At 61.5% G+C, this 20,070-nt stretch carries 19 protein-coding genes; 13 read left to right on the forward strand and 6 right to left on the reverse strand.

From position 1 onward, the window contains the following. Positions 1-80: 80 nt before the first annotated feature. The 7 genes from mutL (at position 81) to BN1120_RS15105 (ending at position 7,066) form a co-directional block, all read left to right on the forward strand. On the forward strand, positions 81-1,964 hold the full coding sequence (gene mutL, locus BN1120_RS15075; protein WP_042016692.1) for a DNA mismatch repair endonuclease MutL: 1,884 nt from the start codon (positions 81-83) through the stop codon (positions 1,962-1,964). Positions 1,965-2,056: 92 nt separating this feature from the next. After that, positions 2,057-2,974 (forward strand): tRNA (adenosine(37)-N6)-dimethylallyltransferase MiaA, encoded by a 918-nt coding sequence (miaA, locus tag BN1120_RS15080; protein WP_080768053.1) that lies wholly within the window; start codon positions 2,057-2,059, stop codon positions 2,972-2,974. 72 nt (positions 2,975-3,046) lie between these two features. Beyond that, entirely contained in the window at positions 3,047-3,310 is a 264-nt protein-coding gene (hfq, locus tag BN1120_RS15085; protein ID WP_011704864.1) for an RNA chaperone Hfq, read from the forward strand. A gap of 63 nt (positions 3,311-3,373) precedes the next feature. Beyond that, complete coding sequence (gene hflX / locus BN1120_RS15090; protein WP_010673194.1) at positions 3,374-4,660, forward strand: ribosome rescue GTPase HflX; 1,287 nt, start codon at positions 3,374-3,376, stop codon at positions 4,658-4,660. A 93-nt stretch (positions 4,661-4,753) separates the two neighbouring features. After that, positions 4,754-5,905: an FtsH protease activity modulator HflK gene (hflK, locus tag BN1120_RS15095; RefSeq protein ID WP_010673195.1), complete on the forward strand. Its 1,152-nt coding sequence runs from the start codon at positions 4,754-4,756 to the stop codon at positions 5,903-5,905. Positions 5,906-5,908: 3 nt separating this feature from the next. Next, positions 5,909-6,793: a protease modulator HflC gene (gene hflC, locus BN1120_RS15100; RefSeq protein ID WP_010673196.1), complete on the forward strand. Its 885-nt coding sequence runs from the start codon at positions 5,909-5,911 to the stop codon at positions 6,791-6,793. 84 nt (positions 6,794-6,877) lie between these two features. Beyond that, positions 6,878-7,066 (forward strand): DUF2065 domain-containing protein, encoded by a 189-nt coding sequence (locus BN1120_RS15105; RefSeq protein ID WP_010673197.1) that lies wholly within the window; start codon positions 6,878-6,880, stop codon positions 7,064-7,066. A gap of 88 nt (positions 7,067-7,154) precedes the next feature. Here the strand turns inward: BN1120_RS15105 and ispB are convergent, their stop codons facing one another. After that, entirely contained in the window at positions 7,155-8,126 is a 972-nt protein-coding gene (ispB, locus tag BN1120_RS15110; RefSeq protein ID WP_042016694.1) for an octaprenyl diphosphate synthase, read from the reverse strand. Between the two features lie 242 nt (positions 8,127-8,368). On the opposite strand from ispB, the gene rplU reads away from it, so the two are divergent. The 4 genes from rplU to BN1120_RS15130 all read left to right on the forward strand — a co-directional run bounded on the left by rplU (position 8,369) and on the right by BN1120_RS15130 (position 12,085). Beyond that, the gene (rplU, locus tag BN1120_RS15115; RefSeq protein WP_005304210.1) at positions 8,369-8,680 is read left to right on the forward strand and encodes a 50S ribosomal protein L21; all 312 of its coding nucleotides are present in this window, start codon (positions 8,369-8,371) and stop codon (positions 8,678-8,680) included. Positions 8,681-8,697: 17 nt separating this feature from the next. Then, the gene (gene rpmA / locus BN1120_RS15120; RefSeq protein ID WP_010673199.1) at positions 8,698-8,955 is read left to right on the forward strand and encodes a 50S ribosomal protein L27; all 258 of its coding nucleotides are present in this window, start codon (positions 8,698-8,700) and stop codon (positions 8,953-8,955) included. A 189-nt stretch (positions 8,956-9,144) separates the two neighbouring features. Further along, positions 9,145-10,347 carry an Obg family GTPase CgtA gene (cgtA, locus tag BN1120_RS15125; protein ID WP_010673200.1) on the forward strand — a complete coding sequence of 401 codons (1,203 nt, stop codon included), beginning with the start codon at positions 9,145-9,147 and terminating at the stop codon, positions 10,345-10,347. A 367-nt stretch (positions 10,348-10,714) separates the two neighbouring features. Next, positions 10,715-12,085, forward strand: a complete 1,371-nt coding sequence (locus BN1120_RS15130; protein WP_010673201.1) for a YjiH family protein — start codon at positions 10,715-10,717, stop codon at positions 12,083-12,085. Between the two features lie 70 nt (positions 12,086-12,155). Here the strand turns inward: BN1120_RS15130 and BN1120_RS15135 are convergent, their stop codons facing one another. Further along, positions 12,156-15,041 carry an HD domain-containing phosphohydrolase gene (locus tag BN1120_RS15135; RefSeq protein WP_042016695.1) on the reverse strand — a complete coding sequence of 962 codons (2,886 nt, stop codon included), beginning with the start codon at positions 15,039-15,041 and terminating at the stop codon, positions 12,156-12,158. Positions 15,042-15,257: 216 nt separating this feature from the next. On the opposite strand from BN1120_RS15135, the gene BN1120_RS15140 reads away from it, so the two are divergent. Both BN1120_RS15140 and BN1120_RS15145 read left to right on the forward strand, forming a co-directional pair. Next, complete coding sequence (locus BN1120_RS15140) at positions 15,258-16,247, forward strand: luciferase-like monooxygenase (protein ID WP_010673203.1); 990 nt, start codon at positions 15,258-15,260, stop codon at positions 16,245-16,247. A 184-nt stretch (positions 16,248-16,431) separates the two neighbouring features. Continuing rightward, positions 16,432-16,917, forward strand: coding sequence for a 2TM domain-containing protein (locus BN1120_RS15145; protein WP_041211140.1), 486 nt, complete (start codon positions 16,432-16,434; stop codon positions 16,915-16,917). Between the two features lie 126 nt (positions 16,918-17,043). Here BN1120_RS15145 and BN1120_RS15150 read toward each other — a convergent pair whose 3' ends face one another. Genes BN1120_RS15150 through pdxA form a run of 4 tightly spaced genes read right to left on the reverse strand, consistent with a single transcriptional unit; the run spans position 17,044 to position 20,036 of the window. After that, positions 17,044-17,865: a symmetrical bis(5'-nucleosyl)-tetraphosphatase gene (locus BN1120_RS15150; protein ID WP_039040022.1), complete on the reverse strand. Its 822-nt coding sequence runs from the start codon at positions 17,863-17,865 to the stop codon at positions 17,044-17,046. 6 nt (positions 17,866-17,871) lie between these two features. Next, positions 17,872-18,234: a Co2+/Mg2+ efflux protein ApaG gene (gene apaG / locus BN1120_RS15155; RefSeq protein ID WP_042016696.1), complete on the reverse strand. Its 363-nt coding sequence runs from the start codon at positions 18,232-18,234 to the stop codon at positions 17,872-17,874. A gap of 4 nt (positions 18,235-18,238) precedes the next feature. Continuing rightward, positions 18,239-19,051 carry a 16S rRNA (adenine(1518)-N(6)/adenine(1519)-N(6))-dimethyltransferase RsmA gene (gene rsmA, locus BN1120_RS15160; RefSeq protein WP_010673207.1) on the reverse strand — a complete coding sequence of 271 codons (813 nt, stop codon included), beginning with the start codon at positions 19,049-19,051 and terminating at the stop codon, positions 18,239-18,241. Further along, positions 19,041-20,036 (reverse strand): 4-hydroxythreonine-4-phosphate dehydrogenase PdxA, encoded by a 996-nt coding sequence (gene pdxA / locus BN1120_RS15165; RefSeq protein WP_042881321.1) that lies wholly within the window; start codon positions 20,034-20,036, stop codon positions 19,041-19,043. The genes rsmA and pdxA overlap by 11 nt, the downstream gene beginning before the upstream one ends. Between the last annotated feature and the right edge of the window lie 34 nt (positions 20,037-20,070).

Genomic DNA, 20,070 nt, shown 5'->3' on the forward strand with positions numbered 1-20,070 from the left:
CTGCCGATGGCAGGCAGGGGCGGTGAGCGTTGATGGCGCCAGGTCCACCTCTTCCCCTTTTTCATCTGCAGGAGCAAGCGATGCCAATCCGTATATTGCCGCCGATTCTGGCCAACCAGATTGCTGCCGGTGAGGTCGTGGAGCGGCCCTCCTCCGTGGTGAAGGAACTGGTGGAAAACAGCCTGGATGCGGGGGCTGACCGGGTCGAGATCGACATCGACAAGGGAGGCGCCAAGCTTATCCGCATTCGTGACAACGGCTGCGGTGTCGCCAGGGATGAGCTGGTGCTGGCGCTGTCGCGCCACGCCACCTCCAAGGTGGCGACCCTGGACGATCTGGAAGGGATCAACAGCCTGGGCTTTCGCGGGGAGGCGCTCGCCTCCATCAGCTCCGTCTCCCGCCTCACCTTCACCTCCCGTACGGCGGAGCAGTCCGAAGCCTGGCAGGCGCAGGCCGAGGGGCGCGAGATGAGCGTCACCGTCAAGCCGGCTGCTCACCCGGTGGGCACCACGGTGGAGGTGGTGGATCTCTTCTTCAACACCCCGGCGCGGCGCAAGTTCATGCGCAGCGAAAAGACCGAATTCGCCCACATCGACGAACTGGTGCGCCGCATCGCGCTCTCCCGCTTCGACGCCACCCTGATCCTGCGTCACAACGGTAAGGTGGTGCGCCAGTACAAGGCGGCCAACACGGTGGCGGAGCAGGAGCGTCGCCTTGCCGCCGTCTGCGGCTCCCCCTTCATGCACCATGCCCTGGCGGTATCGAGCGAACACAGCGACGTGCGGTTGTGGGGTTGGCTGGCCACTCCGGCAGGGGCCAGGCCGCAGAACGACCTGCAATACACCTATGTCAATGGCCGCATGATGCGGGACAAGCTCATCAATCACGCCATTCGCCAGGCCTATGACGAGCTGCTGCCCGCCGATCGCTTCGCGGCCTATGTGCTCTATATCGAGCTGGATCCCCGCCAGGTGGATGTCAACGTCCATCCGGCCAAGCACGAAGTGCGTTTCCATCAGGCGCGTCTCATCCACGATTTCATCTTCCAGGCGCTGTTTACCGCCCTGCGCCAGGACGGGGCTGGGAGCGCCACCGATGCCCCCCTGGCCGAGACCCAGGTCGAGTTGCCGGGCAGCCCGGAGGTCACCTATCCGGGTCAGGCGCCGCGCACCGAGTGGTACGGTGCCGAACACGGCTATCGGGCTCCTGCCCCTGCGCGAGATGGCGACGGCGTGCGGGAAGGCGGTGGTGGCAGGGGAGGAAACTACCAGCCTCCCGAACCCCCGAGCCGGGCCGCCATGCGAGGCATGGGCGCCTTGCTCACCACCCTGCCCGAGGTGGCGACGCCGGCATCCCTGCCCGGAGCCGAGAGCGGTGCCGTAGAGACGCCAGCCCGAACGGGGGATTGGCGTGCCCTGAGCCTGGTCGAGCAAGCCTATCTGCTGATGGAGCGTCAGGGGCAGCTGGCGCTGCTCTCCCTGGTGCGTGCCGAGCGTCTGTTGTTGCGCCACTGGCTGCTGGATGCCTGGGGCCAGGGGCTGGCGGCCCAGCCTCTGTTGCTGCCGGTCTCCTTCAAGCTGCCGAAAAACCTGGTCGCCCTGGTGGAGGAGCGGGAACGTCTGCTCAAACGCATGGGGCTGGAGTTGAAAAGCGGGGGACGCGACACCATGATCCTGACTCGGGTGCCCGCCCTGCTGCGCCAGACCGATCTGGCCCGCCTCTTACCCGAATTGTTGCAACTGGTCGAGAGCGGATCTGACAGTGATGCCGACGCGCAGGCTGGGGTACTATGCCAGTGGTTGGTGGAACAAGGCATAAGTGCCGAAAAAATATACGATTTTGCCACTGCCACCCGGTTGTTGATGGAACTTGTTGCCGATTTCAGTGACCAACTGGCAGACGTTCGCATGGTGCGCCCGTTGTCGCTGGCGAACGTGCTGGCCGAGTTTGCCGATGGCAACTGACGGCGTCTCGTCGTCTGTTGCATCCATATGACCAGTTTTATGCCGGCTCGCCCGTGAAGGGGCGGCCGAAGGGAGTGTTTAACGTGGCTGACTTGCCGACTGCAATTTTTCTGATGGGGCCGACGGCCTCCGGCAAGACGGATCTCGCCATTGAACTGTGCCAGGCCCTGCCCTGCGACATCATCAGCGTGGACTCCGCGCTCATCTATCGCGGCATGGACATAGGCACTGCCAAGCCGACGCCAGCCGAGCTGGCGCAGGCCCCGCACCGGCTCATCGACATCCTGGATCCCGCCATGAGCTATTCGGCGGCGGATTTTTGCAAGGATGCCCTGCGGGAGATGAAAGAGATCGCCGACCGTGGCCGCATTCCGCTGCTGGTGGGCGGCACCATGCTCTATTTCAAGGCGCTGCTGGAGGGGCTTTCTCCGCTGCCTTCCGCCGATCCCGCCATTCGGGCCGGCATCGAGGAAGAGGCTGCCCGCCTCGGCTGGCAGGCGCTCCATGACGAACTGGTGCGCATCGACCCGGTGGCCGGTGCCCGCATCCACCCCAACGATCCCCAGCGCCTGTGCCGGGCGCTCGAGGTTTACCGCATCAGCGGCAAGACCCTCACCGAGCTGACCCAGGTACAGGGAGAGGGGCTGCCCTACCGGGCGCTGCAGTTTGCCATCGCGCCGAGGGAGCGGGCCGTGCTGCACCAGCGCATCGAACAGCGGTTTGACAAGATGCTGGGCAGCGGCTTCGAGCAGGAGGTCAGGGCGCTTTACGAGCGGGGGGATCTCACCCCGGATCTTCCCTCCATTCGCTGCGTGGGATACCGCCAAATGTGGGACTACCTGGCGGGGGAAGTGGAGTATGATGAGATGCGTTATCGCGGCATTGTTGCCACCCGCCAGTTGGCCAAGCGTCAGATGACCTGGTTGCGCGGTTGGCCTGATGTGACCTGGTTGGAATCTGGTGAGTCTGGCAATCTGGCCAGGGTCGTCGCCCAAGCTGGTCCGGCTTGACACTCCTGTATAATCAGGTTGTTATATTGAATATCCGGTGTTTAAAAACAACAAACTATAAGGAAAAGAAAGATGGCTAAGGGGCAATCTCTCCAAGACCCGTTTTTGAATGCGCTGCGCCGTGAGCGTATTCCTGTTTCTATCTATTTGGTGAACGGCATCAAACTGCAGGGTCAGATCGAATCGTTTGACCAGTTTGTCATTCTGCTGAAGAACACCGTGAGCCAGATGGTCTACAAGCACGCCATTTCCACCGTGGTGCCGGCCCGTGCCGTCAACCATCACCAGCACGCCCCGGGCGCCGCCGGTGAAGAGCAGGGTGAAGCCGAGGCGTGATATCCTGCGGCGAGTTCACTCGCCAACTCAGATCCATCATGATACCTGTCAAGGAGCAAGCGCTTGTTTGACCGTTACGAAGCTGGTGAACAGGCCGTTCTGGTACATGTCAACTTCAGCGATGAGGGCGAGCGGGAGGATCTGGACGAGCTCAAGATGCTGGTGAGCTCGGCCGGGGTCAATGCACTGGGGGTGATCACCACCAGTCGCAGCGCACCCAGCGCCAAATTTTTTGTCGGCAGCGGCAAGGCGGAAGAGATCGCGTCCCAGGTCCAGATGCTGGACGCCGACGTGGTCATCTTCAACCATGCCCTGACCCCCGCCCAGGAGCGCAACCTGGAGCGTCTGTTCCAGTGCCGGGTCGTGGACAGAACAGGCCTTATCCTCGATATCTTCGCCCAGCGCGCCCGCACTCACGAAGGCAAGTTGCAGGTCGAACTGGCCCAGTTGCGCCATCTTTCCACTCGTCTGGTGCGAGGCTGGACCCACCTTGAGCGACAAAAGGGGGGGATCGGTCTGCGCGGCCCGGGTGAAACCCAGCTTGAAACCGACCGACGCCTGCTGCGTGAGCGCATCAAGGCCATTTTGCGCCGCCTCGACAAGGTGGCCAAGCAGCGGGAGCAGGGGCGCCGTGCCCGCAACCGCAACGAAGTGCCGACCGTTTCTCTGGTGGGGTATACCAACGCCGGAAAATCCACTTTGTTCAACCAACTTACAGATGCCAGCGTGTATGCTGCCGACCAATTGTTCGCAACCCTGGACCCCACCCTGCGCAAATTGGTGATCCAGGATGTGGGTGATGTGATCCTGGCGGATACAGTTGGATTTATTCGGCACTTGCCCCATGATCTGGTCGCGGCCTTCAAGGCGACCCTGCAGGAGACTCGCGAAGCGGACCTGCTGCTGCACGTGGTGGACTGCGCCGATGAACAGATGCAGGAGAATATCGAGTCGGTCCAGCGTGTGCTGGCCGAGATCGAGGCGGATGACCGTCCCCAACTGATGATCTGCAACAAGATCGACAAGCTGGGGGATCGTCCGGCTGGTCTTGAACGGGATGAGGCTGGACGACCGGTGCGAGTCTGGTTGTCGGCCCAGACTGGCGAGGGCAGTGAATACCTGTTCCAGGCACTGACCGAACTGCTGGCCGGCTCCATGGTGCATCACACCCTGCAACTGCCCCCTTCCGCCGCCAGACTGCGCAGTGCGCTCTATCGGCTGAAAGGTATCGAGCAGGAAGGTTTCAGCGAGGAGGGGGACTTTGTGCTGGAAGTTCGCCTGCAACTGGCTGACTGGAACCGCCTCATGAAACAAGAAGGTGAGAGTTTACAACGCTTTATCAGGCATTGATGGGTCGATGAACATAACTGGTTTGCTGATTTCATCGCCCCTCTGTGGCCCGATAGAGATGATATCCATCCGCATGTATTAATGGAGACGCTGATGGCTTGGAATGAGCCTGGTAACAATGGCAAAGACCGTGACCCCTGGGGGAACAACGGCAAGAATCAGGGCCCCCCTGATCTGGACGAGATGCTTCGCAAGGTGAGCCGTCGTTTTGGCGGTCTGCTCGGTGGTGGCAAATCCGGTGGTGGTGACGTCGGCAAGTTCGGCCTCTCCATCGCGCTGGTGGTGGCCGTGGTGGTATGGGTCGTCAGCGGCTTCTACACCATTCGCGAAGCCGAGCGGGGCGTGGTGCTGCGCTTTGGCGAATACTCCCACAACGTGGATCCCGGCCTGCGCTGGAAACCGACCTTCATCGACCGGGTGATCCCGGTGGACGTGGAGTCTGTCCGTTCCCTGCCGGCGTCCGGTTTCATGCTGACCCAGGATGAGAACGTGGTGCGGGTCGAGATGGACGTGCAGTATCGCGTGGTCGATCCCGAGCAGTACCTGTTCAGCGTGACCAATGCAGACGAGAGCCTGAGCCAGGCCACGGACAGCGCCCTGCGCTACGTGGTGGGTCACACCCGGATGGACGATGTGCTGACCACGGGTCGTGAGAAGGTGCGTCAGGAAACCTGGCAGGTGATCGACAGCATCATCGAGCCCTATCAGATGGGTCTGCAGATCGTGGACGTCAACTTCCTGCCGGCGCGTCCGCCGGAAGAGGTGAAGGATGCGTTTGATGACGCCATCTCCGCCCAGGAAGATGAGCAGCGTTTCATCCGTGAAGCGGAAGCCTATGCCCGTGAAGTGGAGCCCAAGGCTCGTGGCCAGGTCAAACGTCTGGAGCAGGAGGCCGAAGCCTACAAGTCCCAGATCGTGTTGAAGGCCAAGGGTGAAGTCGCTCGCTTCAACGAGCTGCTGCCCCAGTATCAGGCCGCGCCCGAGCTGACCCGTGATCGTATCTACCTGGAAACCATGGAAGAGCTCTATCAGCAGGCCAACAAGGTGGTGGTCGACATGCCGGCTGGCAACAACAGCATGATCTACCTGCCGCTCGACAAGCTCTCTGGCAAGGCGAATGCCGTGCAACCGGCACGTCCTGCGGGCACCCCGGCAGTCGAGGCGGCCCAGCCGTCCAACGAAGGGGCCAACTCCACTCCGACCCCGCTGCGTGGCGGTGATCGTTTCAGCACAGGGAGAAACTGATAGATGAAAAAGCTAGCTATTGGTGTCATCGCTGTGGCCGCCATGGTCTGCTTCTCTTCCATCTTCATCGTCGATGAGGGACAGAAGGGGATCGTGGTGCAGTTTGGCAAGGTGAAACGGGTCGACTCCGGTGAACCGCGCCTGTACGAGCCGGGCCTGCACTTCAAGGTGCCGCTCATCGACCAGGTACGTAAGATGGATGCCCGCATCCAGACTCTGGAAGGCCAGGCGGATCGCTTCGTTACGTCCGAGAAGAAGGATCTCATCATCGACTCCTACGTGAAGTGGAAGATCGAGGACTTCTCCAAGTACTACCTGGCGACCGGTGGTGGCAACAAGATCCAGGCTGAAGACCTGCTCAAGCGCAAGATCAACAACGGCCTGCGTTCCGAGATCGGTAACCGCACCATCAAGGACATCGTCTCCGGCGAGCGCAGTACCGTGATGGAAGATGCCCTGATGAAGATGGCGCGCTCCTCCGAGCTCGGCATCAAGGTGGTGGATGTGCGCATCAAGCAGATCAACCTGCCGGTGGAAGTTTCCAGCTCCATCTATCAGCGGATGCGTGCCGAGCGGACCGCGGTAGCCCGTGAGCACCGTTCACAGGGCCGCGAGCAGGCCGAGATCCTGCGTGCCGACATCGACCGCAAGGTGACCGTGATGATCGCCGACGCCGAGAGTAATGCCCGTCAGCTGCGTGGTGAAGGGGATGCCGAGGCCGCCAGGATCTATGCCGACAGCTACAAGAAAGACCCCGAGTTTTTCAGCTTCGTGCGCAGCATGGAGGCCTATCGCAAGAGCTTCGCCGGTGGCAACGACCTCATGGTCCTGAAACCGGACAGCGAGTTCTTCCGCTACCTCAAGTCGCCGCACGGCAACAAGCAGTAAACACGTGTTGATATGACCCAAGGGCCTGATGATTCAGGCCCTTTTGTTTGCCAGCCACAGACCGGCAGGGGATAAGGAGAGGTGATGCTGACATCCATGTTGATGGGGCTGGGGTTGCTGCTGCTCTTTGAAGGATTGGGGCCCTTGCTCGCTCCCAGGGCATGGCAGCAGATGCTGCGTCTGCTCGGGGAGTTACCGCCGGAACAGCTGCGCCGCATCGGCGGCTGTCTGGTGGTGGCAGGTGGCGTCATCTTGTGGGCGTTGGCCCGTTAGAGCCTGTGTTGATACGACAGTGGCACGGGGAATTCGGACAATAAAAAAGAGGCCAGAGGGCCTCTTTTTTATTGTCCGCCGGCTGGCATCAGGCGCTGCGCTGCACCGCCATATGTGCCAGAGTGGCCAGCGCCTGCTTGTGCTGGGAGTCCGGCAGGATGGCCAGCGCCGCGATGGCCTTGTCAGCCTCTTCCCGAGCTCGCTGGCGGGAGTATTCGAGAGCTCCGGTGCGATCCAGGATGCCCAGAATACGCTCCAGGTGATCCATCCCGTTGCGGTGCTCGATGGCATCGCGCACCAGTTGACGCTCTTCCGGGGTACCCACTTCCATGGCACGCAACAGCGGCAGGGTCGGCTTGCCTTCGGCCAGATCGTCACCCACGTTCTTGCCCATCTCCTCGCTCTGGGAGCAGTAGTCCATCACGTCGTCGATGATCTGGAACGCGGTACCCAGGTACTTGCCGTAGTCGGTCATGGCCTGCTCGACGGGCTCGGGCTGATGGGTCAGCACGGCGGCGAGTCGGGTCGCGGCTTCAAACAGCTTGGCGGTCTTGCAGTAGATGACCGTCATGTAGCTCTCTTCCGTGGTATCCGGATCGTTGCAGTTCATCAGCTGCAGCACTTCGCCTTCGGCGATGGTGTTGGTGGCATCGGAGAGGATCTCCATCACCTTCAGGTTGGAGAGTTCGCTCATCATCTGGAAGGAGCGGCTGTAGAGGTAGTCACCCACCAGGACGCTGGCGGCGTTGCCAAACAGGGCGTTGGCGGTTTCCCGGCCGCGGCGCAGGTCGGATTCGTCGACCACGTCGTCGTGCAGCAGGGTGGAGGTGTGAATGAACTCGATGATGGCGGCCAGTTTCAGGTGATCTTCACCCTCATAGCCCAGTGCGCGTGCGGCCATCACGGTCAGCATGGGGCGCATCCGTTTTCCGCCTGCACTGACAATATAGAAACCCAGCTGGTTGATCAGGCTGACATCGGACTGGAGTCTCGCCAGGATCAGTTCATTGACCGCCGTCATGTCGGCGGCACAGAGCGCACGGATAGTCTGTTGGTCCATAAGTCTCGTAACGTGACGGCAGCATTTACTGCGTTTTTAGCAATGGCGGGGATTCTACACGATTTCACAATGGGTTACAGTTAGGCGTTTATTCACGGGGGCAGATATGCGCACAAAATAAACTTTTTGCTAAATTGGCCTTGCCTCGGCAAATCGTTCTGCGTAGAATGCCCGCCCATTGTTATAGGTTTTTGTGCGTGTCTGGCCTTGAGCAAAAGACACGCCTTTACGGAGTTAATCAAATGTACGCGGTATTCCAAAGCGGCGGAAAACAACACCGTGTGGCCGAAGGTCAAATCGTTCGTCTGGAAAAGCTGAACGTTGAGACTGGCGCTACCATCGACTTCAACGAAGTGCTGATGGTTGCTGCAGGCGACACTTTCAAAGTAGGTGCTCCTTTCGTTGAAGGTGGCAAGGTTGTGGCTGAAGTTGTGGCTCACGGCCGTGGCGAGAAAGTGACTATCGTCAAGTTCCGTCGTCGTAAGCACCACCGTAAGCAAGCGGGCCACCGTCAGTGGTTCACTGAAGTCAAAATCACTGGCATCAGCGCTTAATTAGAGGAGTCCGATAGATGGCACACAAAAAAGCTGGCGGTTCATCCCGCAACGGTCGCGATTCTGAAGCTAAACGCCTGGGCGTGAAGCGTTTCGGCGGCGAAACAGTTCTGGCTGGCAGCATCATCGTTCGTCAGCGCGGCACCAAGTTCCACGCTGGTGAGAACGTTGGTCTGGGCAAGGACCACACTCTGTTCGCTACCGCGAACGGTAAAGTGCAGTTCGAAGTTAAAGGTCCGCAGAATCGTAAGTACGTCAGCATCGTTGCTGAGTAATTACGGACCGCAAGGATCCGAAGCCCCGCCAACCTGGCGGGGCTTTTGTTTTTCTGATGAGTTTGACGAAAAAACGGCACGCGGATGAGCCGGCGCTGACAGCCCTCATCGGCCAGATGCGCCTCGCCCGAAGGGGCCCGTATCACTATAATTGCGTATCGGTTTTTCGAATTAAGGTGACGGTTACCTATGAAGTTTGTTGATGAAGTCCAGATTCGAGTCGATGCCGGTGACGGTGGTAACGGTTGTGTGAGCTTCCGCCGCGAGAAGTACATCCCGAACGGCGGCCCGGACGGCGGTGACGGCGGTGATGGTGGCGACGTGTATCTGGTGGCCGATGAAAACCTGAACACCCTGATCGACTACCGTTTCGAGCGCTTCCACGCCGCCGAGCGTGGCGAGAACGGCCAGAGTGCCAACTGTACCGGTCGTCGCGGCAAGGACAAGATCCTGCGCGTGCCGGTGGGAACCCGTGCCACCGATGAAGACACCGGCGAACTGCTGGGGGATTTGACCAGTCACGATCAGAAGCTGCTGGTTGCCAAGGGCGGCTTCCACGGCCTTGGCAACACCCGCTTCAAGAGCTCGGTCAACCGGGCGCCGCGCCAGAAGAGCAACGGCACCCCGGGTGAAGTGCGTACCCTGAGGCTGGAGCTGCTGCTGCTGGCAGATGTCGGCATGCTGGGTCTGCCCAACGCAGGCAAGTCCACCTTCATTCGCGCCGTTTCTGCGGCCCGTCCGAAAGTGGCAGACTACCCCTTCACCACCCTGGTACCGAACCTGGGTGTGGTACGCGGTGAAAACTCCCGCTCCTTCGTCATTGCCGACATTCCCGGCCTCATCGAAGGGGCTGCCGAGGGAGCAGGCCTGGGGATCCGCTTCCTCAAGCACCTGGAGCGTTGCCGCGTCCTGATCCACCTGGTGGACATCTGCCCGGTGGATGGCTCCGATCCTGCCGAGAACGCCGTGACCATCGTCCGGGAGCTGGAAAAATACAGCCCCGAGCTGGCGGGCAAGCCGCGCTGGCTGGTCTTCAACAAGATGGACCTGATCCTGGAAGAAGAGGCTCAGGAAGTGATGGACAGAGTCAAGGCAGCCCTCAACCACGAAGGTCCGGTCTACGCTATCACCGCCATCAGCAAGGAAGGCACCAAGAAGGTGTGCTACGACATCCTGGATCTGCTGGACACCATGCCTCGTCAGCTGGCGGAGGATGCCAGAGACGCCATCGAGAAGGTGGAGTTCAAGTGGGACGACTATCACAAGAACCAGCTGGCCAAGGCGGAAGCCGATGCCCTGGCGGCGTCCAAGGCCTTCGATGATGGCCTGGACGATGACGACTGGGACGATGAGGACGACGACGGCGTCGAAGTCATTTACGTTCGCGATTGAGCATCATGTTCGTGACAAGACCGGAGCCAGACAGGCTCCGGTTTTTTTTATGGGAGGATCGACGGGATCACCCTATAGATATATTTTTCATGTCTCTTATTGCCTGACAGTGGCTGCGGATTATACTGCGCACCTGAATGTAACCTGTATGAAACATTATGCTAACCATTCAAATTGAATCGATATGCATGACTGTTTTGGTTTGTTCTTATGGATGGTTCGCCTGATAAAATATTTATGCTTGAAATGATCAATTAACGGCTTGTTTGTGCAGTTTTTTGGGTTATTCTTGCGCCCGTTTTCCGGGCGAGGGCATGAGTATGCAGGCGGCCCGGCTGAAGGAAAAGTCACATTTAAGGCTGTTTATATGTTGGAAAAGACCCTGGAAGCACCGGCAATCCGTACTCGCCGCAACGTGCTGATGTTTTTGATCCCGTCACTGATCGGGATCCTGCTGTTCATGACCCCGGTCATCTATGACGGCAATGTCACCATTCCCGTCGCCGTGTTGGCGAAGCTGGTTCAAACGGTGTTTGCCGATCATCTGGTGGCCATGGTCAGCGCCATCATCACCACCACCATGCTGATGACCCTGATCGCCTGGCTGTTCAAACCGGCGATCCTGGTGAAACGCCCCTTCCTCAACAGCCTGTTCAACGTCTCCCCCTTCTGGGCGTGCGTGCGGGTGCTGGGCGGGGTCTTCGTGCTGTTGACCTTCTTTGAAGCCGGTCCCGAGGTGCTGCGCTCAGGGGCGACCGGCGGCCTGGTGCTGCATGATCTGCTGCCGGTACTGTTCTCCGTCTTCATCTTTGCGGGCCTGCTGCTGCCCTTGCTGCTGGATTTTGGTCTGCTGGAGTTTGTCGGTACCATGATGACCCGCATCATGCGTCCGGTGTTCCGTCTGCCGGGGCGTTCTGCGGTGGACTGTTTCGCCTCCTGGCTCGGTGATGGCAGCGTCGGGATCCTGCTGACCAGCAAGCAGTATGAAGGCAAGTTTTACACCCAGCGGGAAGCGGCCGTCATCGGTACCACCTTCTCCGCCGTCTCCATCACCTTCTGTCTGGTGGTGATCTCCCAGGTGAAGCTGGAGCACATGTTCGTCCCCTTCTACCTGACCGTCTGCCTGGCTGGTGTGGTGGCCGCCATCGTGGTACCGCGCCTGCCGCCGCTCTCCTGGAAGAAGGATGTCTACAGCGACGGTACTCCCCTGTGCCGCAAGCAGGAGGCCATCCCCCATCAGCACAGCGTGCTGAGCTACGGCTACCATCGCGCCCTGACCAAGGCCGACAGCATGACGGATCTCGGCGCCGTGGCGCGTGAAGGGGTGAAAAACGCCCTGGACATGGTATTTGGCGTGCTGCCGGTGGTGATGGCCGTCGGGACCTGTGCCCTGATGCTGGCGGAGCACACCCCGGTGTTCAACTGGCTGGGGGCGCCCTTCGTGCCTTTGCTCGAGCTGCTGCAACTGCCGGAGGCGGAAGCTGCTTCCAAGACCATCATGGTGGGCTTCGCCGACATGTTCATCCCGGCGGTGCTGGCCTCCACTATCGAGAGCGACATCACCCGCTTTGTGATCGCCGCCATGTCGGTCACCCAGCTCATCTACATGTCGGAAGTGGGCGCTCTGTTGCTGGGCAGCAAGATCCCGGTCAAGTTGTGGGAGCTGTTCGTCATCTTCCTGCTGCGCACCCTGGTCACCCTGCCGGTGATTGCCGGTGTGGCGCACCTGCTGTTCTAAGGGGCGAAGTGGAACGAAAAACGGTCAACTTGGGTTGACCGTTTTTTTATGGGCGAGTGTCAGCGGAAGGTCAGTGTGATCCTGCCAGCAGGGCCTGGCATTCGACCTCGTCCAACTGCTCGGGGGCGAGGAAGCGTATGGCGTAGTCCCGCCAGATGCCGCTCTCGATGAAGAGGGCAAACAGGGCCGGGTCTATGTGCTGTTCCTGCACCATCTTCACCATGATGGCCAGGGACTGGGAGACCGTTTTGCCAGACTTGTAGGGGCGATCGCTCGCCGTCAGCGCCTCGAAGATGTCTGCAATGGCCATGATGCGGGCTGGAATGCTCATCTGCCCCCCTTGCAACTGGCGCGGATAGCCCGTGCCGTCCATCCGCTCGTGATGGCCCCCCGCAATCTCCGGCACCTTGCGCAAATGGCGGGGGAAAGGAAGCTTCTCCAGCATGCGTATGGTCTGGATGATGTGATCGTTGATCTTGTAGCGCTCCTCTTCGGTGAGGGTGCCGCGGCCGATGGCGAGATTGTAGCGCTCCCCCCGGTTGTAGAGGTGGGTGGGCACCCGCACCTTGAAGCCCCATGGGTTGTGTCGGGCGAGATTGTCGTGCTCGGGGCGAGGGATGAGATGGACCGCCTTGTCGGCGAGCAGCGACTCGCGGCAGGGGAGGGGAGAGGGGGCCTCCTGGTGGCGCTTGCGCTCCTCCTGACTGATGCCGAGCCGATCGTCCAGAGTGCGCAACCAGGTGCGGCTGGCAATGGTATCCAGCCTGGCGAGCTTCTCCGGCGCCATCCACTCGCCCCCCAGATTGCACTCGGCCACGAAGGCAAACTCCTGATCCAGGGTGTGCCAGAGGGGGATCACGGCCTCGAGGGCGCCCTGCTGCCCGGATGGAGGCAGCAGGGCGCAGAGCGCCTCGATGTGGGCATCCCGCTTGAGCACCTCGAAGCGGGTGCGGATCTCGTGGATCCTGTCGTAGATGGTCTCGAGCTTGGTCGCCTTGTCCACCACGAACTCCGGGGTGGTGACCTTGCCGCAGTCGTGCAGCCAGCTCGCGATATGGATGGCCTCCCACTCCTCTTCGTTGAGCCGGAAATCGGCAAAGGGCCCCGTCTGCTGTGCGCAGGCAGCCTGGGTCAGCATCCTGGCCAGTTCCGGCACCCGCTGGCAGTGGCCGCCGGTGTAGGGGCTCTTGGCATCGATGGCACCGGCGATGAGCTCGATGAAGGCTTCCAGCAGTTGCTTCTGCTCCTCCAGCAGGCGCTGGTTTTCGATAGCGGAAGAGGAGGTGCCCGCCAGCGCCTCGATGAGGCTGATGCGCGAGGCCAGTTCGCGGGCCGAGCAGTCTGGCAGGATCAGCAGCAGGCAGCCGATCAGTTCCTGACGGTGGTTGTGAAGGGGCTCGACCAGCAGTTGGCAGGCACCGGGGAAAGGGCCCCAGTCGGTGAGGAAGCGGGCCCACTGTGCCTCGTCGAGGGGCAGGCAGAGGCGCTCCGTGTGGTAGAGACCGCCGAGCAGCGCCGCCTGCCACTGTACCTGTTCGCACGCCAGCGGCTGCCCCTGCCAGATGGCGTGAACGGCCTGCATCTCGCTATCCTGGGCCAGGAATAGGCAGCCGCCCTCGGCCTGGGCTGCCGCCACCGTCTCGTGCAGGATGCGGCTGAGCAACGAATCGAAGCGATGCTCTGCCGCCAGCGCCCGGCCCATGTTCATGAAATTGCCGAGGGTCAGGCGCATGCTGGACATGGCGCGGGCGAGGTCGTCAATTTCGCGGATCGCCGAATCCGGCCCCGGGCTTTCGCCAAAGTCGAAGTGCTGGATCCGCTCAGCCTCCCCGGTCAATACCAGCAAGGGGGCGGCAGTGCGCCGGGCGGCCAGCCAGATGACGGGCAGCAGGAGCAGCAGACCGGCAAGGGCCCAGGCGAGATTGTGCAGCGCATCCTGGCGCGCCGGGGCGGTGAGCACCTCGGTGGGCACCAGGAGGGCGAGATAAAACGGAGACTCTTCCCCGAGGGAGGAGAGGTTGACCAGCCACTCCTGACCCTGAACCGTTGCCAGGGTCAGCTCGGCGGGGTGATGCAGCAGGGCAGGCCGCGCAGCCATCTCCTGTTGCAGCCTGGTGAGAATGGGGTGATTGAGGGCCGACAGCATGGGCAGGCGGCTCAGTTGCTCGAAGCTTGGAAGGCGCTCGGGATCCGTGGCCAGCAGGGTCCCGACCTCGTCAAACAGCACCAGCTGGCTGTGACCGGGCAGGGGCAACTCGCCGATGAGGGAAGAGAGTCCCTCCACGCCCGCATCGAGCCCGATCACCGCCCGGCGATCGTCGCTCTCCACCGCCAGTGTCATGCCTGGCTCCCGGGTAGTGAAGAAGAGGTAGGGGTGGGTCACTATGATGCCCGTGCTCCAGCGCGCCTCCTTGTACCAGCCCCGATCTCGCGGATCGAAACGGTAGTCCGGCATGGGGCGCCGCTCCAGCAGCCGCAGCCGCTGGTCGAAATAGAGGAACTCTCCCTGTCCCTGATGCAGGCTCTGGACCAGCAGGCGGCTCTCGGGCGGAGGCGCCTCCAGCGCCCCTCTCGCCCGTTCGGTCAGCTTGCGTACCAGAAAGAAATCGCCGTCCTCGTAACCGGCATAGATGGCACCGTAACTGGTGCTGTTGGCCAGCACTTCCGCCAGCTGGGGCAGGAAGGCTAGCCGCGTCTCGAGGTCTGTCATGGCGGACAGCTGGCCGCTGCGCAGCAGATTCAGGGACATGCGGGCCGGTCGCTGGTTCAGCTTGATGGCGAGGGCAAGCTGCTCCCGGTATTGCTGGAAGCTTTGACGTTCGTGCTCCAGTCCCTGCTGCATGCCCTGCTGGAACTGCAGCACGATGAGTGCGCCTCCCAGCAAGGAGAAGAGCAGGATGAAAAGGGTGGCAATGTGTACGTAAAAGGGTCTGCGACTGAGACTTGCGTTTGTCATGGACGGATCCTTGTCCCCTGGCGATCGCCGTATTGGTCACCTAACAGTGTGCTTGCTGGATGACAAAAAGCCTAGGACTCGATCTTGCGCTCTTCGGCCCGAAATCAACAGTCGGCCTCCGGGCTGCGCCCTTGCCCTGTGGTGAGATGATTCGTTCAGATATCTCGTGCTACATTGCTCCCCTGATAAACGCCCTGTGAACCAATGGAGTGTCCCATGTCTGTCGTCCCCTATTCCGTGCTGGATCTGGTGCCCGTTCCCGAAGGTGGTCTGCCGGCCGAGTCGTTTCGCCACTCGCTGGATCTGGCTCGCCATGCGGAGCGCTGGGGTTACCACCGCTACTGGCTGGCGGAGCACCACAACATGCCGGGCATTGCCAGCGCCGCCACAGCGGTGTTGATTGGCCACCTGGCCGGGGGCACCACGACGTTGCGGCTCGGGGCTGGCGGCATCATGTTGCCGAACCACTCCCCCCTGGTCATTGCGGAGCAGTTCGGCACGCTGAGTTCCCTCTATCCGGATCGCATCGATCTCGGCCTGGGCCGCGCCCCTGGCAGCGATCAGCGCACCATGCAGGCGCTTCGCCGCCAGCGCAGCGGCGAGGTGGATGACTTCCCGGCGGATGTGCGCGAACTGATGAGTTATTTTGGCGACGAGGTCGGTGCCGTGCAGGCGGTGCCGGGTCAGGGACTCCATGTGCCCATCTGGCTGCTGGGCTCCAGCCTCTACAGTGCCCAACTGGCCGCGGCCATGGGGTTGCCGTTCGGCTTTGCTTCCCACTTCGCTCCCGCCATGTTGCTGCAGGCGCTGGAGATCTACCGTACCCAATACCGTCCCTCTGCCCGCTGGCCCAAACCCCATGCGGTGGTGTGCGTCAATCTGATCGCCGCCGACACCGATCGTGAGGCCCGCTTCCTGTTCACCACCCTGCAGCAGCAGTTCCTGCGTCTCTACCGGGGGGATGCCGGCAAGCTGCCACTGCCGGTGCAGACGCTGGGGGATGAGTGGTCTCCCCGCGAATTGATGGCGATGGAGCAGACCCTGGCTCGCTCCCTGGTGGGGGAGCCGGATCGGGTACGCCACGGCCTCAAGGCTCTGCTGGCAGAGACTGGAGCGGACGAGCTGATGTTCAACGGCCCCATCGTCGATCATCAGGCGCGCCTGCGCTCCTTCGAGATTGGTGCCGAGCTGATGCAGGGGTTGTAACCCCCCGCGACGCCTGGCCGCCAGCGGCACGCCAAGCCTGGTTGCTCGGGGAGCAAGAGCCACGATTGCGTGGTAGTAAGATTTTGATTTTTAAAGGAAGTCAGGTGAGTGTCGGCCATCTGTCGTGTCGCCTCTCATCCCCTTTCCCTATGCTGGCCCTGTCAATCACCACAAGGAGCGCAAGATGATCGTCAGGAAGTTGAGATTGCAACGGGGATGGTCCCAGGAACAGCTGGCGACCCTCACAGGCCTGAGCGTTCGCACCATTCAGCGAATAGAGCAGGGACAACAACCCGGACTGGAATCCCTCAAGGCCCTGGCCGCCGTCTTCGAGCTCGATGTGACCCAACTGCAGGAGAGCGAGATGAAAGGGAATGAGGGCGAAGATCGGGGACGCGTGCAGGTGGCGCGGGATGAGCGGGAGGCGATGAAGTTCGTGGAGGGGCTCAGGGGCTTCTACGGCCACCTTATGAGCTATGTGCTGGTGATAGGGGGGCTGTTTGTCATCAACTACCTGAGCAACCCGGACTATATCTGGGCCTGGTGGCCCATGCTGGGATGGGGGTTGGGGCTGGCTTCTCACGCCATCAACCTGTTCCAGCCCTTCAAGCTGTTTGGCCCGGAATGGGAGCGGCGCCAGGTCGAGAAACGGCTGGGGCGCAGGCTCTGATCCGCTGATCATGAAAAAACGGGCCCGGCATTGCCGGGCCCGTTCTGTTTTCAGCTCCATTTCGCAGGAGAGGGCATTGCTCTCCTCTCAACGGCGGATCATTCCCTTGTTCCGCAGAGAACCGATCTACTTGGCATAGGCCGGGCAGGGGGTGGCGATCAGGGCGTCGTCCTCGTAGCGCCACAGGGTGAGGCTGTTGCCCCAGACGCACCCGGTGTCGAGTCCCTTGATATCGGATTTGCCGGTGTTGCCCATCAGGGCCGCCCAGTGGCCGAAGACCAGGATGGGGTCATCCACATGGTGCTCGCGCTGTTCGAACCAGGGGCGCAGGCCCGGGGTCGATTCGGTGGGGCCCTTCTTGCATTTGAAGTCGAGGCGCCCGTCGAAATAGCAAAAGCGCATCCGGGTGAAGCTGTTGATGATGTAGCGGTAACGCTCTATGCCCAGCAGGTTGTCGTTCCAGCTGTCGGGCTGATCGCCATACATGTTGTGCAGCAGCCAGCTGTACTGATCCCCGCGCAGCAGACTCTCCACCTCCCGGGCACAACTGCGGGCGGTGTGGGCGTCCCAGGCGGGGGAGAGGCCCGCATGCACCATCATGATGGGCAGGTCGGGGTGTTCTGCCAGCAGGGGACGGTGACGCAGCCACTCCAGCAGCTCGTCCCGATCCGGCGCCTCCATCAGCGCCTGCAACTTGTCTTTCTTCTTGAGCGGGGCGACCCCGTGGGCCACCGCCAGCAGGTGCAGGTCGTGGTTGCCGAGCACGGTGACGGCCTGCTGCCCCAGTGATTTGACGAAACGCAGGGTGTTGAGGGAGTCCGGCCCCCGGGCGACGAGATCGCCGCACAGCCAGAGCGTGTCGTTATCGAAGTCGAACTCGGCAAGATCCAGCAGACGGCGCAAATCGTCGTAGCAGCCCTGGATATCACCGACGAAACAGTTCGCCATGAAACCTCAGTTGATTATGTTGGGGACGGCCAGCGTGAAGGGGGCGATGGGGGCTTCGAATTGTTGCCCCGATTCATCCTGCAGGATGTAGCTGCCTTCCATCACGCCAAGCGGTGTGGCGAGGGGAACGCCACTCTGGTAGGAAAAGGTCTCGCCGGGGGCGATCAGGGGTTGTTCACCGACCACGCCGGGACCTTCCACTTCCATCATCTTGCCATTGGCATCCGTAATGAGCCAGCGTCGATGCAGCAGTTGCACCGTGCCCGGACCCAGGTTCTCAATCTCGATGCGATAGAGAAAATGGTAGGGATCTGCGGTTCCCGCCACATAGCTTGGGTGGGGGCGGACCACTATCCGGGCTTGGGTCATGGGATCAGGCCTGTTGCTGGTCGGCCAGCCAGTTGGCGATCGTGACGAACTGCTCGAGGGAGAGATTCTCCGGGCGCAAGTTGCCATCGATGCCAAGCTCGGTCAGCTGGGCGTCGGTGATGAAGTTGGAGAAGCTGTTGCGAATGGTCTTGCGACGCTGGCCGAAGCCTTCAGTGCAGACCCGGTTCAGGCAACGAATGTCTTTCGCGACGATAGTCGGGTTCTTGTGCGGGATCAGACGCACCACGGCAGAATCCACCTTCGGCGCCGGCTTGAAGGCGCCCGGGCCCACTTCCAGCACCGGCACTACCTGACAGTAGTACTGGGTCATCACGCTCAGACGGCCATAGGCCTTGCTGCCCGGGCCGGCGGCCAGACGCAGCACCACTTCCTTTTGCAGCATGAAGTGCATGTCCTCCACCCGGTCGGCAAATTCGCACAGGTGGAAGATGAGGGGGGTGGAGATGTTGTAGGGCAGGTTGCCGAAGATGCGCAGCGGCCCCTTGCCTTCCCCCATCAGGGTGCTGAAGTCAAAGCGCATGGCATCGGCTTCGATGACGGTCAGCTTCTCTTTCAGGGTCGGGTGTTCGCGCAGACGTGCCGCCAGATCCCGGTCCAGCTCGACCACGGTCATCTTGTCCATCTGGGCAGCGACCGGCTCGGTGAGCGCGGCCAGACCCGGGCCTATCTCCACCAGATTCTGACCCGGTTGCGGGTTGATGGCGGCCACTATCTGGTCGATCACATACCGGTCGTGCAAGAAGTTCTGACCGAAACGCTTACGGGCCGTGTGGCCCATGTGCACCTTACTGCTCATATCTTTTTTTCTCTACCATCTGGATGGCGTGGTTGATCGCGGTGGTGAGGCTGCCGGGGTCTGCCAGGTTCTTGCCTGCCAGATCCAGCGCGGTGCCGTGGTCCACCGAGGTACGGATGAAGGGAAGTCCGAGGGTGATGTTGACCGAGTTGCCAAAGCCCTTGTACTTGAGCACGGGCAGCCCCTGATCGTGGTACATGGCGAGTACCGCATCCGCATCCTTGAGGTATTTGTCCTGGAACAGGGTATCGGCCGGCAGCGGGCCGACCAGATCGATCCCTTCCTGGCGCAGGGCGACCAGGGCGGGTTCGATGACATCGATCTCTTCACGGCCCAGATGACCCCCTTCCCCGGCATGGGGATTGAGGCCGCAGACATAGATCCGGGGCTGTTCGATGCCGAATTTGCGCTTGAGATCCGCATCCAGGATGCGGATCACCTTGCCAAGGCGATCCTCGGTGATGGCCTTGGCCACATAGGCAAGGGGAATATGGGTGGTCGCGAGGGCCACTCTCAGCCCTTCGGTGGCCAGCAGCATCACCACATCGGCGGTGTCGGACTGCTGGGCGAAGAACTCGGTGTGACCGCTGAACGAGACGCCCGCCTGGTTGATGATCCCCTTGTGCACCGGCCCGGTCACCACGGCGGCAAATTCGCCGCTCAGGTTGCCGTCGCAGGCGCGCTGCAAGGTAGCCAGCACATAGGCGCCGTTGCCCTCATCCAGCTTGCCTGGCACCACGGGGGCGCCGAGCGGCACGGGGCAGACGGTCAGAGTCCCCGCCCGCTGCGGACGGGTGGGGGCGCTTTCGTCATAGGGTTCAAGCTCGACGGACAGCCCCAGCAGGGCGGCCCGTTCGCGCAACAGGGCGGGATCGGCGATCACAACCAGCTGATGGGGCCAGGCCCGCTGGGCAATCTGCAGGACCAGATCCGGGCCTATGCCAGCCGGTTCACCCGGGGTGATGGCAAGCCGGTGGCAGCTCAGCTGTGCCTCGGCGTGCCCTGGATGCGCCTTGTTC

This window comes from Aeromonas caviae (assembly GCF_000819785.1).
GTDB lineage: Bacteria > Pseudomonadota > Gammaproteobacteria > Enterobacterales > Aeromonadaceae > Aeromonas > Aeromonas caviae.